Here is a 15,997-nt window from a genome sequence, read left to right as displayed (position 1 = left end):
CTAGAGACCATGACCCAAAGCCAGCACATCATGATTGTCGACGACGAGGCCCCGGCCCGGGAGATGGTCGGCGATTACCTCAAGATGCACGGCTTCACCGTGACGCTGTGCGACGGCGGCAAGAGCTTGCGCGCCGCGATCCAGGGCGGCATGCCCGACCTCGTCGTGCTCGACCTCAACATGCCCGAGGAAGACGGCCTCTCGATCATCCGCGACCTCAAGAGCCGCATCAACGTGCCCGTCATCATGCTGACGGCGACCGCGAGCCCGATCGATCGCGTCGTCGGCCTCGAGCTCGGCGCCGACGACTACGTCGCAAAACCCTGCGAGCTGCGCGAGCTGATGGCGCGCATCCGCTCGGTGCTGCGGCGGAGCACACCGGTGAAGGCCGCCGCAAGCGAGACGGCGGCGAAATCCGACAAGGAGCAATTGGTGCGCTTCGGCACCAAATGGCTCGACCTCGAAGCGCAGGCGCTGCGCGACGACGAAGGCAACGAGCATCCGCTGACGGCGTCCGAGTTCGGGCTGTTGAAAGTGTTCGCGGCCAATCCGAAGCGCGTGCTCTCGCGCGAGCGCCTGCTCGAGCTCGCCAATGCGCGCGACGCCGAGGCCTTCGACCGCGCGGTCGACCTGCGCATCATGCGCATCCGCCGCAAGATCGAGCCCGATCCGGCAAAACCCGCCGTGATCCGCACCATCCGCGGCGGCGGCTATCTGTTCTCGCCGCAGGGCGAGAAGGGGTAAGGGGAGAATCCCCTTCGGGGTCGTCCCGGCCTAGTGCGCAATTGCGCACGGGGCCGGGACCCATACCGCGTGATCTCTCGATCATTGCAGGTGCCTATACCCCGTAAACCCCTTCACTCTTGGTCTTCGTCAAACCACTGCCTGTGGTTATGGGTCCCGGCCTACGCCGGGACGACGGCCATATGCGCCGCGCGACCGAACGCAAGACCCCGAAATACGTTCCCGGCGCCACCGTCCGCCCCCAAATCCCCACCCCCGTATTTTCCGTACATTGAAATTCCACGACTTTTTGCCGCGAATGTTTCGTCGCGGCTAACGGGACGAAACAATTTGGCCGCGCACGAAACCATTTTCCGCTTTTCGTGCAGACGTCCCGAAACGTTGGCTGATTAACACTTTGGTCCAAGGAAACGCCGCTCGGTTGCGGCGCTACGGGGAGCCAAGTCCATGCGGAACGTCATCGCCATCAACGCCCAGGCCAGCCAGAGCATCATTGCCGCTCAGGCGACTTCGGACGATATGCTCCTCGAAAGCATCGCCGACGGCAACCGGACGGCCATGCACATCCTTTATTGCCGGCACAATGTGCGGGTGTACCGCTTCATCCTGCGCATCGTCCGCGACGCCACCACGGCGGAAGACCTGGTCAGCCAGGTGTTCCTCGACGTGTGGCGGACCGCCGGCCAGTTCCAGGGCCGCTCGCAGGTCTCGACCTGGCTGCTCTCGATCGCCCGCTTCAAGGCGCTGACCGCGATGCGCCAGCGCCGCTTCGAGGACATCGACCAGGAAGACGTGCGCCAGATTCCTGACGATTGCGATACGCCCGAGACCTCGCTCGACCGCAGCGACACGAGCGCCATCCTGCGCGCCTGCGTCGCCAAGCTGTCGCCCGCGCATCGCGAGATCATCAACCTCGTCTACTACCACGAGAAGTCGGTGGAGGAGGTCGGTCAGATCATCGGCATCCCCCAGAGCACGGTGAAGACCCGGATGTTCTACGCCCGCAAGCAATTGGCTGATTTGCTTAAGGGTGCCGGCGTCGACCGTTTCGCCGCTTAAAATTTAGATATTTCAATGGGATAGGACCTCTGACTTGGCCCCGTCCCGGACACGGAAGCGTTACCGCCCACGAAACAATTGAAACAAACGACAACATCAGGCGGAAAAACTTCCCCTCTATAAAGATCACATACGGTTTCGTTAAACCTCCCAAGACCTCCAGCGACCCGGACGATGCCCCCGTCCGGGTCGTTTTGTATTTGGAGCTGGTGGTCGATGGCTAAGGCCATGTCCTGAGCTACCCTCTCCCCTGCCCTCTCCCGCAAAGGGGGAGGAAGCACATCACCTGCGGGGCTGACGGGATGTCTCGCAAAGCCCCGTGCGTCCCTCGTCACCTCCCCGTCACGAACGCGTGACGCTCCGTAACGACCGCCCCACCCGCTCCGAACTGCCCTCGTGACCTCCATCACGAGTGCCGCATGCTCGAACTTCTCTTCGCCGTCCTTGCCGGTGTCCTCACCATCGCCGCCCCCTGCACGTTGCCGATGCTGCCGATCCTGCTCGGTGCTTCGATCGGGCACAGCTCGCAGCTGCGCCCCGCGATGATCGCGCTCGGCTTCGTCGTTTCGTTCTCCGCCGTCGCGCTGCTGCTCGGCGCGCTGACGAAGGCATTCGATTTCGATCCGAACGTGCTGCGCGAGGCGGCATCTATCCTGCTGCTCTGCTTCGGCCTGTTGATGCTGTGGCCGGCGCCGTTCGAGTGGCTGTCGATCCGGCTCAATGGCTGGCTTGCTCTCGGCAATGCCAGCGCCACGCAGCGCGAGGGCGCGCTCGGCGGGCTCGTGCTCGGCAGTACGCTCGGCCTGGTCTGGACGCCCTGCGCCGGTCCCGTGCTCGGCTCGATCCTGACGCTGGTTGCGACCTCGAAGAACCTGGCCTGGGCCGGCACGCTGCTGGTCGCCTACGCCATTGGCGCTGCCATCCCCATGCTCGGGATCGCCTATGGCGGACAGGCCGCGACCACGCGCGTGCGCAGCCTGTCGCGGATCTCGCCGCGCCTGCAGCAGGGCTTTGGAATCGTCGTGATCGCCTTCGCCGTCGCCGCCTATTTCCAATACGACACGCTGATCGTGGCGTGGCTCACCGGCTTCTATCCCACCGGCCAGATCGGCCTGTGATCATCGCATATCCCAACCGGAGGAATCGTCCATGACCATCAAATTGCTCGCCGTCTCCGCTGCCCTGATCGGCATGGCCGTGACCGGCGCCGTCATCCCCGGCATCTGCGACGAAGCCGCGCGCGCAACACCTGTCGTCGCCACCCCCGCAGCAGCACCGATGAAGGTCGCCGCCGCGAGCCAGCAGACCGCGCCCGACTTCATCGGCATCACCACCTGGTTCAACTCGAAGCCGCTGAGCCTTGCCGATCTCCGCGGCAAGGTCGTGCTGGTCGACTTCTGGACCTATGGCTGCGTCAACTGCGTCAACACGCTGCCGCACGTCACCGACCTCTATGCGAAATACAAGGACAAGGGCCTCGTCGTGGTCGGCGTACACACGCCGGAATTCCCGTTCGAGCGCTCGGCGTCCAATGTCCAGGCGGCGTTGAAGCGCCACGGCATCACCTATCCGGTGGCGCAGGACAACGACTCCAAAACCTGGAATGCCTACAGCAACCAGTATTGGCCGGCACAATACATCATCGACCAGAACGGCAAGATCGTGTTCCAGCACGCCGGCGAGGGCCGCTACGACGAGATCGACCGCACCGTGGGCAAGCTGCTGAACGCCAGCAGCTGATTGCCGACGGCCGTGTCGCGGCGTTGTTGCTTGACTCCACGGACCCGTCCGTGGAGTTTCGCGCCATCGAAATCAGCCGCCCGCAATGGACGACGCGACCATCAGCACCGACATCCGCCTTCGTGAAGGCTCCTCGATCGCGCAGCGGCTGGTCATGGCCGGCTTCGCGGCCGCCGTCGCGCTGTGCTTCACGCCGGGCCTGTTCACGCACGATGCGCTGGAGATCATCATCTCCGTGGTCGCCCTGCTCGTGGGCGCGGGGTTCGTCGCCGGCATCATGCTGGCGCCGGCGGTGGTGTGGATCATCACGGCGAACGAGATCCTGATCGGGCGGCAAAGCCCGTTCGGCAAGCTCCGCACGCGGATCATCGGCAAAGACGACATCACGGCGCTGCAGGTTCCCGGCAGCAAGCGGGTGAAGGCCCGCTTTCAGCTCGTCTTCACGCTGACCTCGGGGGAACGCCTGACATCCCCGCCGATCTCCGACGTCACCCATGTCCGCGACACCGTGGCCCGGATCGCGGCGCAGTTCGAGGTGCCCAATGTCGAGGAGCCGGTCAATCCGCTCGATGCCAGCAATCCCGAGATGCATCTCGGCGAGCCGCTGGAGGCGTTTTCCACGCGCGACATCCGGATCGTCTCGCTGATCGCCGTCGCGCTGTCCGCCGTGCCCTACGCCTACAAGCTCTGGCGCGGATGGCCGCCCACGCATGTCGACATCCTGCTGCTGCCGCTCGGCGTGCTCGCCGCGTTTGCCGTGCACCGCTACGCGAACCTCGTGACCGGCGCCTTCTGGATCATCCGCGAGGGCGACATCCGCGTCGAACGCCTGTGGGGCGACGGCACGCCGCGCGCCGATCATATCGAGGGGCACGACGTGAAGACCATCACCGTCGACCGCCGTGGCCGGTCCGAGGACGAGCACTGCATCGTCACGATCAGGACGCGCGCCGGCCGGCGGTTTCGCAGCCCCCGCATCGGCTCGCGGATCGAGGCCCGTGCCGTCGGGACCGAGATCGTCCGGCGGCTCGGGATCGCGGCGGAGAGCAATAAGATCTGACATCGCGCGGGTGATCAGGACGCCAAAGCTTCCGCATCGTCATGGCCGGGCTTGTCCCGGCCATCCACGTCTGCCACGCCTTACGAAGAACGTGGATGCCCGGGACAAGCCCGGGCATGACGACGTCAATTTCGGCTGCTCCGCCCAGAGAGGTGTCACTGACACTGCTTTTCGCGCCATCCCCTGTTTGTGGCATTGCCCGGTCTCGTCAAAAAACCATAGGCATTCTCGTGACATACCAGCCGGGCGCGCCATCAACTTGCCATGAACATGCCCCTGAGATTTGATGGTTCCGAATGATTTGCGCTGTGGCAGCGGGGAGAGCTTGAAATGACGGATTTTCGTCGCCTGACCGGGATCTTTGTGGCTGCGATCAGCCTCGTCCTGACCACCTCATACGCCTCCGCCCAGCAGCCCGACCGCGGCGACGAGCCGGGCCTGGTTGCCGACGATTCGTACCAGCTCGAGCCGGAATGGCAGAAGCAGGTCGTCTACTTCCGCACCACTGAAGCGCCGGGCACGATCATTGTCTCGACCGCCGAACGGCATCTCTATCTGGTGCAGCCGGGCGGGCGTGCGATCCGCTACGGCATCGGCGTCGGCCGCGACGGTTTCCAGTGGCAGGGGCTGGTGCAGATCACCAACAAGAAGGAATGGCCGGACTGGACGCCGCCGCCGGAGATGATCCAGCGCCAGCCCTACCTGCCGCGCTTCATGGCCGGCGGCCCCGGCAATCCGCTCGGCGCCCGCGCCATGTATCTCGGCACCACCGTCTACCGCATCCACGGCACCAACCGGCCCGACACGATCGGGACCAAGGTGTCCTCGGGCTGCTTCCGTCTCGTCAACAACGACGTCGCCGACCTCTACGACCGCGTCCCTGTCGGGACCAAGGTCATCATCCGGCAGAAGCCCGAGCTCTGAAGGGCTCTGGTTCGGGCATGATCTTCCCGATCATGCCCGGCCCCTCCTCCCCTCATCCTTTTCCCGATTATTTCGAGAGAGAGACATCATGCGCACTTTTCGAGGCGGCCTGCTGATCGGGCTCGCGGTCGCCGTGCTGGTCGGCGTGCTGGCGGTGATCTACGAATTCTACGACACCCGCACCCTGAAGCGCACGGTTCGTCGCGGCGAAGTCTTGTGCGGCGTCAACAAGGGCCTGCCGGGCTTCTCGATCCCCGACGACAAGGGCAACTGGACCGGCTTCGACGTCGATTTCTGCCGCGCGGTCGCGGCGGCGATCTTCAACGATCCGGCCAAGGCGAAGTTCGTGCCGCTCGATGCCGGCGAACGCTTCAAGGAATTGCAGAGCCGCAAGGTGGACATCCTCTCGCGCAACTCGACCTGGAGCATGGCGCGCGAGCTCGACTACGACCTCTATTTCCCGGCGGTCGCCTATTACGACGGCGCGGGCTTCATGCTGCCGCGCTCGCGCAACAAGGAGACCTCGCTGGACCTCAATGGCAGCAAGGTCTGCGTGCAGGCCGGCACCACGACGCTGCTCAACGTCGCCGACTACTTCAAAGCCAACAACATGAAGTATGAAGAGGTGAAGTTCGACAAGCTCGACGATGTGGTGAAGGCCTACGACAGCGGCAAGTGCGACACGCTCTCCGCCGACGTCTCGCAGCTCTATGCGCTCAGGCTGAATCTGTCGAAGCCCGGCGACCACATGATCCTGCCGGACATGATCTCCAAGGAGCCGCTCGCGCCGGTCGTGCGCCAGCGCGACGACGACTGGATGATGATCGTGAAGTGGACGCTCTACGCGATGATCAACGCCGAAGAGCTCGGCGTCACCTCGGAGAACATCGACGAGGCCCTGAAGTCGAAGAAGCCCGAAGTGATGCGCCTCGTCGGCACCGAGGGCAATTACGGCGAGCAGCTCGGTCTCACCAAGGACTGGGTCGTCCGCATCATCCGCCACGTCGGCAATTACGGCGAGATGTACGAGCGCAACATCGGCGAGAAGTCCAAGCTGAAGATCCCGCGCGGGATGAACCAGCTCTGGAACGCCGGCGGTGTGCAGTACGCGCCGCCGATGCGGTAGGACTCTCCGTCGTCATTGCGAGGAGCGAAGCGACGAAGCAATCCAGAGTCCGTCAGCGGCGACAGTCTGGATTGCTTCGCTCCGCTCGCAATGACGATGTTGACACCGATGCGCGTCATACTCTCCATCGTCATGCCCGGGCTTGTCCCGGGCATCCACGTTTTGGAGCCGCTCAAGAACGTGGATGGCCGGGACAAGCCCGGCCATGACGGCTACGCACGACTGCCGTAGTCCGTAGCCCGGATGGAGCGCAGCGCAATCCGGGGCGGTCTTACCGCGCTGATCGAACCCGGATTTCGCTGCGCTCCATCCGGGCTACAAGTTCAATACCCGCGCGCCCGCGCCAGCTGCTCGGTGTGGTAATTCGCATCGCCGAACAATTCCTCGCACACACGCGCGCGCTTCATGAAGAAGCCGATGTCGAACTGGTCGGTCATGCCCATGCCGCCGTGCATCTGCACGCCTTCCTGCACCGCGCGGGTGGCGGTGGTGCCGGCGCGGGCCTTGGCCACGGCGACGGCCGACGCAGCCTTGGCAACGTCAGTGTCCAGCGCCTGCAGCGCCTTCATGGTGGCGGCGCGGGTGATCTCGATGTCGACATAGAGCTCGGCGGCGCGGTGCTGCAGCGCCTGGAATTCGCCGATCAACTTGCCGAACTGCTTTCTGTTCTTGAGATACTCGACGGTGCGGTTGAAGACTTCGTCGCTCAGGCCGACCATTTCGGCGGCGACCGCACCGCGGCCGATGTCGAGCACGCCGTCGAGCAGGTTTGCTGCCTGATCGACCTCGCCGAGCACGCTGTCGGCATTGACCTCGACATTGGCGAATTCGATCCGCGCCGCGTTATGCGCGTCCACCATGATGGTGCGCTCGACCGTGATGCCCTTGGCCTTGGGGTTCACAAGGAACAGCGTCAGGCCCTCGCGTTCGCCGGCGGAGCCGGATGTACGCGCCGCGACGATGAGGAGGTCGGAGACATGGCCATCAACGACCAGGGCCTTGGCGCCAGAGAGTTTAAAACCGTTGCCGGCGCGCACGGCCTGCAGGCTGGTCTGCAGCGGGCGATGCTTTGCGCCCTCGTCGATCGCCAGCGTCGCCAGCAGCGAGCCGTTGGAAATCTTCGGCAAGAACTCCGACTTCTGCGCGGCATTGCCGCCGCGGTTCAGCGCGGAGGCCGCCACCACGCTGGTGGCGAGGAAGGGCGACGGCATCAGCGTGCGGCCGATCTCCTCCATCACGACACCGGCTTCCATGAATCCGAGGCCCGAGCCGCCGAATTCTTCCGGCACGAGCAAGCCAGCGAATCCCATCTCGGCGAAGGAGTGCCAGAGCTCCTTGGAGAAGCCGGTGGGATCCTTGCTGTCGCGCAAATGGCGCAGATGCGACACCGGCGCCTTGTCGCTGATCAGCCCGCGCGCGCTGTCGCGGAGCATGGATTGTTCTTCGGTGAGGACGAGGGCCATGACGGGCTCCAACAAAGTGCTGTTCGATTGAATACGGTGGGTGACCCTCATGGTGAGGAGGCGCGTAGCGCCGTCTCGAACCATGCAGGCCATCCTTCGAGACGCGGCCTTACGGCCGCTCCTCAGGATGAGGACCTTCCTTAGGCCCCCGGCAGATCCAGGATGCGCTTGGCGACGATGCCGAGCATGACCTCGGTGGTGCCGCCTTCGATCGAGTTGGCCTTGGTTCGCAGCCAGGCGCGCGGACGGGCGCCCTGCTTCGAGCGCTCGCTTTCCCATTCCAGCGCATCGACGCCGCCGGCCGACATCAGGATCTCGTAGCGGCGCTTGTTGAGCTCGGTGCCGTAATATTTCATCGCCGAGGAGAACGCCGGATGCGCCTGCCCGGCCTTGGCGAGATCGACCGCGCGTTCGGCGCAGGCCGCAAGCGCGGCCTCGTCCACGTCGAACGTCGCGATCCGGCCGCGCAGCATCGAATCATCCAGCTTGCCTTGCGCATCGCTGCCGACGGAATCCGCCGCGATCTGGCCGAGCGGACGGCCGACGCCGCGCTCGCCCATGCCTGAGATCATCGCACGCTCGTGCTGGAGCAGATATTTTGCGACGTCCCAGCCGCGGTTGACGGTGCCGACCACGTGCGATTTCGGCACGCGGACGCCGTCGAAGAAGGTCTCGCAGAACGGCGAATAGCCGGAGATCAGCAGGATCGGCTTGGTCGTCACGCCCTTCGAGGTCATGTCGAACAGGATGAAGCTGATGCCGTCGTGCTTCTTGGCCGCGGGATCGGTACGAACCAGGCAGAAGATCCAGTCGGCGTAATTGGCGTAGGAGGTCCAGATCTTCGAACCCGTGATGACGAAATCATCGCCATCACTCTCGGCGCGGGTCTGGAGCGAAGCGAGATCGGAGCCGGCGTTCGGCTCGGAGTAGCCCTGGCACCAGCGGATCAAGCCCGCGGCGATCTTCGGCAGGTGCTCCTTCTTCTGCGCCTCGTTGCCGTATTTGAGCAAAGCCGGCCCGAGCATCCAGATGCCGAAGCTCGACAACGGCGGGCGCGCGCCCATCCTGGCCATCTCGGCGCGCAGCACCTTGTGCTCGGCGGCGCTGAGGCCACCGCCGCCATATTCTTTCGGCCAGTCCGGCACGGTCCAGCCCTTGTCGCGCATGCGCTCGAACCAGATGCGCTGCGGCTCGGACGAGAATTTTGCGTTGCGCCCGCCCCAGAACACGTCGCCGTCCGACGTCGCGGGCTTGCGCATCTCCGGCGGGCAATTGGCTTCCAGCCAGACGCGCGTCTCGTTGCGGAATGTCTCGAGCTCGGCGGTCTCAGTGTCGCTCATGGTCGTTTCCATCAATCAAAAAGACTTGTTGCCGATGACTCTGGGCCAAGCACCTGCGGAATTCAACCACTTCCGTTGACACATTCCGCTATAGTCGCCGCGACGACGGTGCTTGAAAACAAAGAGGAAACGACAATGCGCCTGAAACTTCTTTCGCCTGGCGAAATGAACGAGAGCCAGCGGCAGACCTACGACGAGTCGATTGCCGGCAAGCGCGGCAAGCCGCCGGCCCCGATGATGGCCTGGCTCAACAGCCCCGACATGGCGCGCCACGCGACGCGGCTCGGCGAGGTGCTGCGCTACGACACGATCTTCCCGGCAAAGCTCTCGGAGATCGCGATCCTGGTGACGGCGCGGCACTGGACCGCACATTACGAATGGTATGCGCATAAGCGCCTCGCGCTCACCGGCGGCATGGACCCCAAAATCATCGAGGCGATCCGCGACCGCCGCACGCCCGAGTTCGACGATCCCAAGGGGAAGATGATCTACGACGTCGCGAAGTCGCTGCATGAGGGACACGGCGTCGAGAAAGGTCTCTATGACGAGGCGGTGAAGGTGCTTAGCGAGCGCGGCGTCGTCGAGGTGATCGGGCTGTGCGGCTACTACACCATGGTGTCGATGACGCTGAACACGTTCGAGTTCGAGCTGCCCGAGGGCGAGGTGAAGGAGCTGTCCTGAAGAGCGCGATGACCTTTCAGGACAAAGCGAGGCAGTGGACTGCCGTCGTTCGGCAACTCGCAGCCGACAGGGATAGGCCGATCCGCTGTCCGTTTTGCGGGCAGGCGGACCTTGGCGTCACCGACGTTCCGTTTTCCGACCAGGCCATGGAGCGTCGGATTGTGTGCCCCGGCTGCAAGGAAGGCACGGCGCTGCGCATGGCGAGGGGGACCGGGCCGTAGTCCGTTCCCTTTCCGGAAACGCTGGGTTTCAGGATAGGCCGGTAGCGCAGCCCCGGGGCCCGGCCTATCTGGAGGTCAGCAACGGAGCATTCACATGTCGCAGACTCAAGCCGTCCATGCCGGGACCAGGATCGGCCACGTCCATCTCAAGGTCGCCGATCTCGATCGCGCGCTCGGCTTCTATTGCGGCGTGCTCGGCTTCGAGCTGATGCAGCGCATGGGCTCGGGCGCGGCCTTCATCTCGGCCGGCGGCTATCACCACCACATCGGGCTCAACACCTGGGAGAGCAAGGGCGGTTCGCCGCCGCCGCCGGGCTCGACCGGGCTCTATCACACCGCGATCCTCTATCCGACCCGCCCCGCGCTAGGGGATGCGCTGCATAGGGTGCTCACGGCCGGGATTGCGCTCGACGGCGCCAGCGACCACGGCGTCAGCGAGGCGCTGTACTTGCGCGATCCCGATGAGAACGGCGTGGAGCTGTATTGGGACAAGCCGCGGGAGCAATGGCCGTTCGGGCCGGACGGCAAGCTCGCGATGGTGACGAAGCGGCTGGATGTGGAGGCGTTGCTGAAGCAGCGGGAGGGGTGATGCCGTAGGGTGGGTTAGGCGAAGCCGTAACCCACCATGCCTCAGCGCATGCGGGACAAAGTTGGTGGATTACGCCTTCGGCTAATCCACCCTACGAGACCTTTCTCCCCCGCACCATGATCAGCGCCGCGGCCGCCACCTCCAGCGCGATGCAGAGATAGAACGGCAACGAATATCCGCCGGACCAGTCGCGCAAGGCGCCGACGACGCCGGGGCCGAATGCATAGGTCACCTGGTTGATCGCGGTGTTGAGGCTGATCAGCACGCCGAACGCGGCGCTGTCGAATTCCTGCTGCACGATCAGCGACGGCAGCGTGATGAGATTGCCGACCGAGAAGCCGAACACCGCGCAGGCCGCGATCAGCACATAGTCGTTGTGCAGGTTGATGACGACGAGGAGCGCCGCGGCCTGGCTGAGGAACGACAGCGCAGATGCGAGACGCTGGTTGAGGCGGTCGATCACCATCGAGAACAGCACGCGGCCGACCACCGCCATCGCCGTCAGCACCGCGACCGCCACTGCCGCACGCTCGCGCCCGATCACGGGATCGAGGAACGAGATCAGGTGCACGATGAAGCCGACTTGCGCGAACAGCACCAAGGCGAATGCAATCGTCACCGTGAGGAAGCCGACATCGCGGAGCGCCCAGGAGCGGATCTGCGTGGACGATTGCGGCGCCGCCTTGGCTGATGCCTTCCAGCCGTGAAGATCGGGCGGGCGGCCGACCAGAAGCAGGATCACCGGCACGAGCAGCACCAGCATCGCACCGGCGGCGGCATACATCGCGCTGGCGAAGCCGACATGGCCGATCAAGGTCACCAGCAGCGGCACGCCGACGATGCCGCCGAAGCTAGCGCCGTTGAGCGCGAGGCTGATCGCCATGCCGCGCTTGTGGTCGAACCACAGGCTGATCGTGTTGGTGATCATGGCGAGACTGGTGCCGGCCCAGCCGAACGCGAGCACGGCGTCGGCGAGATAGAGCTGCCATGGCTCGCGCACCGCGCCGATCGCGACGCTCGCTGCCGCCATCGCCAGCGTGCCCGCGATCAGGCAGATGCGCGGGCCGTATTTCCGCACGGCTTCGCCGACGAACACGACCAGCAGCGCGCCGAACAGATAGAAGAACGTGGTGCCCGAGGAGATCAGCGAGGCCGGCCACCCCCGCGCGCGCTGCAGCTCGGCGACATAGACGCTCTGGCCGTAGAAGCCGAGCCCCCAGCCGAAGGTCGCGAGCAGGAAGCAGACCACGACGATGCGCCAGCCTTCGTAGCGGAGGGAGGATTCGTCGATGGGCGCGGCGGGACGGGGATTGTCGAGCATTTGCGCTGGTCCTTCGTTCCCCCGCGAGCGCTTTTTGACGTCACGCCCGCCTGTTGATGACGAGCATCATGTAACAACCGGGCCGCCGAAAATCACTTCGACCTGGATCGAAGTATCATCGCTGCTGACAGCCTCCTGCCAACTCGGACAACTCAAATCGCATCCGGGAACTCGCCCATGGCCGCCTCGAGCCGCGCCTTGCGGCGGCGGGCCCAGGACGCCAGCGAGAGCACTGCAAGGCCGAGCACGACGGGCGGGAACACCACCATGTTCACCGCCGACCAGCCGTAATTGGCGAGCAATTGGCCCGAGGAGAACGAGCCGATCGCCATCATGCCGAACACGAGGAAATCGTTGAAGGCCTGCACCTTGTTGCGCTCCTGCGGGCGGTGCGTCTCCAGCACCAAAGCGGACGCGCCGATGAAGGAGAAATTCCAGCCGACACCGAGCACGATCAGCGTCGCCCAGAAGTGCATCGCGGTGATCCCGGACAGGCCGATGCCGGCAGCGCCCGCCTCAAGCAGCAGACCGGCCGCAACGACCTTCGGCGCGCCGAAGCGCGTGATCAGCGCGCCGGTGAAGAAGCTCGGTCCGTACATGGCGACGATGTGCCATTGGATGCCGAAATTGGAATCGGACAACGACAGGCCGCACATCTTCATGGCGAGCGGCGCCGAGGTCATCACAAGGTTCATCATGGGATAGGAGATGACGCCGCACAGGGCCGCCGCGATGAAGCGCGGCTGGGTCACGATCGTCAGCAGCGGCCGGCCGCCATGCATGTCGGCCGGAGCGGGCTTCGGCATGTCGACGCCGGCGACGATGCCCATCGCGACCAGCGCGACGGCCGCCTGCACCAGGAAGCTGAAGGCGAACAGATAGGGCTGCCAGACGTCCATGGTCCATTGCACGAGCTGCGGACCGAGCACACCGGCGAACACGCCGCCCGCCATCACCCAGGACACCGCCTTCGGGCGATACGCGGCGCTGGCGCCGTCGGCCGCGGCGAAGCGATAGGACTGCGCCACCGCGCCGTAGAGGCCGCCGAGGAAGGTCGCCAGGCAAAACAGCGCGAACGAGCCGTGCAGGATCGCAAAGCAGCCGCACAGGCCGGTGAGCGCGCCGAGGCCGGTGCCGACGATGAACGCCGCACGGCGGCCGAAGCGGCGCGAGATCGCGCCGGTCGGCAGCGTGCCGGCGGCAAGGCCAACCACATACATCGAGATCGGCACGGTCGCGAACGACATGTCCGGCGCGAGCGTGGCGCCGACGATCGCGCCGGTGGCGAAGATCACCGCCGAGTTGGCGCCGGTCAGCGCCTGCGCGGCGGCAAGGCGCACCACATTGGCACGCACGCGGGCGTCGGAGGCGATCTCGTTGGCTGCAGTCGCGTCAAGCATCGGCATTTCCGTCCGGGGGGCCTTGTTGATTCGCGGCACTATGGAGGGGAGCACCAAGGCGGGCAACCGGCGCAAACGGGCGCGGGCCATGCCCCTGACGCAATCGGTGAGATGATAGCGGAGCGTGCCCTTGACGGCTTGCGCCCGATCAAATCCTATCCCCGCAGTTTTCCGGAGTTTCGTTCATGTCCGTCGACGACAGGCCCACGCTCAGCGCTCCCGATGACGATCCCTGGCTGTGGCTGGAGGAGATCGAAGGCACGCAGCCGCTGGATTTCGTCGAGCGGCAGAATCAACTGACGCTCGCAGCGTTCGGGGGCGCGGCCTTCGAGCGCGACCGCGACATCCTCGCGGCGATCTACGACCGTCCCGACAACATTCCCTATGTCAGCCGGCGCGGCTCCGACCTGCACAATGTCTGGAAGGACGCCACCAATCCGCGCGGCCTGTGGCGGCGGACGACGCTGGAGGAGTTTCGAAAGCCGCATCCGGCGTGGGAGACCATCCTCGATATCGATCAGCTTGCGGCGAGCGAAGGCGAGGACTGGCTGCTGAGCCAGATCACCACGATGCCCGGCAGTTCGCGCGCGATCCTCAGCCTGTCGCGCGGCGGCAGCGACGCCGTCACCTTGCGCGAGTTCGACCTCGCCACGAAAAGCTTCGTGGCCGACGGCTTCGCGTTGCCGGAAGCCAAGGGCGGCGCCGATTGGCTCGATGCCGACACGCTGCTGCTGTCGAGCGCGCATGGCGAGGACATGGCGACGAGCTCCGGATATGCGCGCACCGTCCGCCTGTGGCGACGCGGCCAAAAGGTCGAACAGGCTTCGGTGCTGTTCGAAGCATCGGTGAGCGACATGGCGGCGTATTGCTACGTCGATCGCATCACGTCGAACCGAACGATCTGGTTCGGCCGCATGCTGGATTTCTTCAACTTCAGCGTCTCGATCGGAGATCAGACCGGACCGCTCGCAAGGCTGGACCTGCCGACCGACATAGAACTGCAGGCCCATGGCGACTGGCTCGCGATCAAGCCGCGCTCGGTCTGGTCCGTGGCCGGACGCACGTATAAGGCGGACGCGGTGCTCGGCATCTCGCTCTCGGCTTTCCTCAAAGGTGGCCGCGAGTTCGCGGTGCTGTTCGAGCCGGCGCCGCGCCGGGCGATCCAGGGCTTCTTCTGGGTAGCAGGCAGACTGGTCCTCTCGATCCTCGACGAGCTCAGGCCGCGTTTCGAAATCTGCACGCCATCCGCCGCGACCTGGAGCCGCGAGACGCTTCCCGGCCTGCCCCAGATCGGCGTCGTCGACGTCTGGGCGCTCGATCGGCATGCCTCCGAGAGCAATGGCGACCTGCTCGCGAACGTGCAGGACCCGCTCACACCGCCGTCGCTGCTGCTGATGGAGCGCGGCGTCGCCAGCCCGACCGTCTTGAAGCAGGCACCGAAGACGTTCACCGCCGACGGCCTCGTGGTGACGCAGCACGAGGCGATCTCTGTTGACGGCGAGCGCATTCCCTATGTGCAGACCGGCCCCGCCGGTGAGAGCGGCGATGCGCCGGTTTACATGACCGCCTATGGCGGCTTCGCCGTCTCCGTGAAGCCGTATTACCACGCCTCGCTCGGCAAGCTGTGGCTGGAGCGCGGCGGCACCGTTGTGCAGGCGAATTTGCGCGGCGGCGGCGAGTTCGGAACGCGCTGGCACGATGCCGGGCGCCTCGCCGGCAAGAAGCTCTCGCATGACGATTTCGCCGCGGTCGCCGCCGATCTGGTCCGCCGCGGCGTGACCACACCAAAACGCATCGCCGCGCAGGGCGGATCGAACGGCGGCATCCTCATCACCAACATGCTGGTGCGCTATCCCGAGCGCTTCGGCGCGCTGTTCTGCACCATCCCGCTGATCGACATGCGCCGCTACACAAGACTGCTCGCGGGCGCGAGCTGGATCGCGGAGTACGGCGACCCCGACAAGCCCGACGAATGGGAATGGCTGAAGACCTACTCAGCCTATCACAACGTGAAGGCCGGCCAGGCCTATCCGCCGATCCTGATCGCCACCACGCGGCGCGACGACCGCGTCCATCCCGGCCACGCGCGTAAAATGGCGGCCAAGCTGCAGGCGATGGGCTTTGAGGCCTGGTTCTACGAGCCCGCGGCCGGCGGCCACGGCTACGGCAAGGACAACAAGGAGCGCGCCGGCTTCGAGGTACTCGGCTATCGATTCCTGAAAGAGAAGATCGGGTGGACGGATGGCTAGGGAGCAGCGCTCCCTAGCTTGTGGTGGCGCCCTGAAAGGGGGTACTCACATGCCGCCCACGCAGACGACCAGGCTTCCTG

The 15,997-nt window shown here is 65.2% G+C and carries 14 protein-coding genes; 10 read left to right on the top strand and 4 right to left on the bottom strand.

Going from position 1 to position 15,997, the window contains the following annotated elements; translation table 11 throughout:
* The first annotated feature begins 9 nt into the window (after positions 1 to 9).
* From A7X65_RS15790 to A7X65_RS15760, 7 genes are all read left to right on the top strand, one after another.
* Complete coding sequence (locus A7X65_RS15790; RefSeq protein ID WP_063686295.1) at positions 10 to 744, top strand: response regulator; 735 nt, start codon at positions 10 to 12, stop codon at positions 742 to 744.
* Positions 745 to 1,191: 447 nt separating this feature from the next.
* A complete protein-coding gene (locus A7X65_RS15785; RefSeq protein WP_063686293.1) occupies positions 1,192 to 1,803 on the top strand; it encodes a sigma-70 family RNA polymerase sigma factor in 612 nt (203 codons plus the stop codon).
* Between the two features lie 419 nt (positions 1,804 to 2,222).
* Positions 2,223 to 2,921, top strand: coding sequence for a cytochrome c biogenesis CcdA family protein (locus tag A7X65_RS15780; protein WP_063686291.1), 699 nt, complete (start codon positions 2,223 to 2,225; stop codon positions 2,919 to 2,921).
* Between the two features lie 31 nt (positions 2,922 to 2,952).
* Entirely contained in the window at positions 2,953 to 3,543 is a 591-nt protein-coding gene (locus tag A7X65_RS15775) for a thioredoxin family protein (protein WP_063686289.1), read from the top strand.
* 85 nt (positions 3,544 to 3,628) lie between these two features.
* On the top strand, positions 3,629 to 4,603 hold the full coding sequence (locus tag A7X65_RS15770; protein WP_063686287.1) for a hypothetical protein: 975 nt from the start codon (positions 3,629 to 3,631) through the stop codon (positions 4,601 to 4,603).
* 330 nt (positions 4,604 to 4,933) lie between these two features.
* Positions 4,934 to 5,527, top strand: a complete 594-nt coding sequence (locus A7X65_RS15765; protein ID WP_063686285.1) for a L,D-transpeptidase — start codon at positions 4,934 to 4,936, stop codon at positions 5,525 to 5,527.
* Positions 5,528 to 5,615: 88 nt separating this feature from the next.
* Positions 5,616 to 6,653 (top strand): amino acid ABC transporter substrate-binding protein, encoded by a 1,038-nt coding sequence (locus A7X65_RS15760; protein ID WP_063686283.1) that lies wholly within the window; start codon positions 5,616 to 5,618, stop codon positions 6,651 to 6,653.
* A 323-nt stretch (positions 6,654 to 6,976) separates the two neighbouring features.
* On the opposite strand, the gene A7X65_RS15755 is transcribed toward A7X65_RS15760, so the two are convergent.
* A complete protein-coding gene (locus A7X65_RS15755; protein ID WP_063686281.1) occupies positions 6,977 to 8,116 on the bottom strand; it encodes an acyl-CoA dehydrogenase family protein in 1,140 nt (379 codons plus the stop codon).
* A gap of 140 nt (positions 8,117 to 8,256) precedes the next feature.
* Positions 8,257 to 9,456, bottom strand: coding sequence for an acyl-CoA dehydrogenase family protein (locus tag A7X65_RS15750; protein ID WP_063687717.1), 1,200 nt, complete (start codon positions 9,454 to 9,456; stop codon positions 8,257 to 8,259).
* Between the two features lie 135 nt (positions 9,457 to 9,591).
* On the opposite strand from A7X65_RS15750, the gene A7X65_RS15745 reads away from it, so the two are divergent.
* Positions 9,592 to 10,137 carry a carboxymuconolactone decarboxylase family protein gene (locus A7X65_RS15745; protein ID WP_063686279.1) on the top strand — a complete coding sequence of 182 codons (546 nt, stop codon included), beginning with the start codon at positions 9,592 to 9,594 and terminating at the stop codon, positions 10,135 to 10,137.
* Positions 10,138 to 10,452: 315 nt separating this feature from the next.
* Positions 10,453 to 10,947 carry a VOC family protein gene (locus A7X65_RS15735; RefSeq protein ID WP_063686275.1) on the top strand — a complete coding sequence of 165 codons (495 nt, stop codon included), beginning with the start codon at positions 10,453 to 10,455 and terminating at the stop codon, positions 10,945 to 10,947.
* Between the two features lie 91 nt (positions 10,948 to 11,038).
* On the opposite strand, the gene A7X65_RS15730 is transcribed toward A7X65_RS15735, so the two are convergent.
* Together A7X65_RS15730 and A7X65_RS15725 are read right to left on the bottom strand one after the other, a co-directional pair.
* A complete protein-coding gene (locus tag A7X65_RS15730; RefSeq protein ID WP_063686273.1) occupies positions 11,039 to 12,268 on the bottom strand; it encodes an MFS transporter in 1,230 nt (409 codons plus the stop codon).
* Between the two features lie 152 nt (positions 12,269 to 12,420).
* The gene (locus tag A7X65_RS15725; protein ID WP_063687716.1) at positions 12,421 to 13,668 is read right to left on the bottom strand and encodes an MFS transporter; all 1,248 of its coding nucleotides are present in this window, start codon (positions 13,666 to 13,668) and stop codon (positions 12,421 to 12,423) included.
* 185 nt (positions 13,669 to 13,853) lie between these two features.
* Here A7X65_RS15725 and A7X65_RS15720 point away from each other — a divergent pair, with 185 nt between their 5' ends.
* Positions 13,854 to 15,917 carry a prolyl oligopeptidase family serine peptidase gene (locus A7X65_RS15720; RefSeq protein WP_063686271.1) on the top strand — a complete coding sequence of 688 codons (2,064 nt, stop codon included), beginning with the start codon at positions 13,854 to 13,856 and terminating at the stop codon, positions 15,915 to 15,917.
* Positions 15,918 to 15,997 lie beyond the last annotated feature (80 nt).

The sequence above is a fragment of the Bradyrhizobium stylosanthis genome, assembly GCF_001641335.1.
Classification (GTDB): Bacteria; Pseudomonadota; Alphaproteobacteria; order Rhizobiales; family Xanthobacteraceae; genus Bradyrhizobium; species Bradyrhizobium stylosanthis.
Note: the sequence above shows the minus strand (reverse complement) of the source record. Positions and strands in the feature narration are given on the sequence as shown.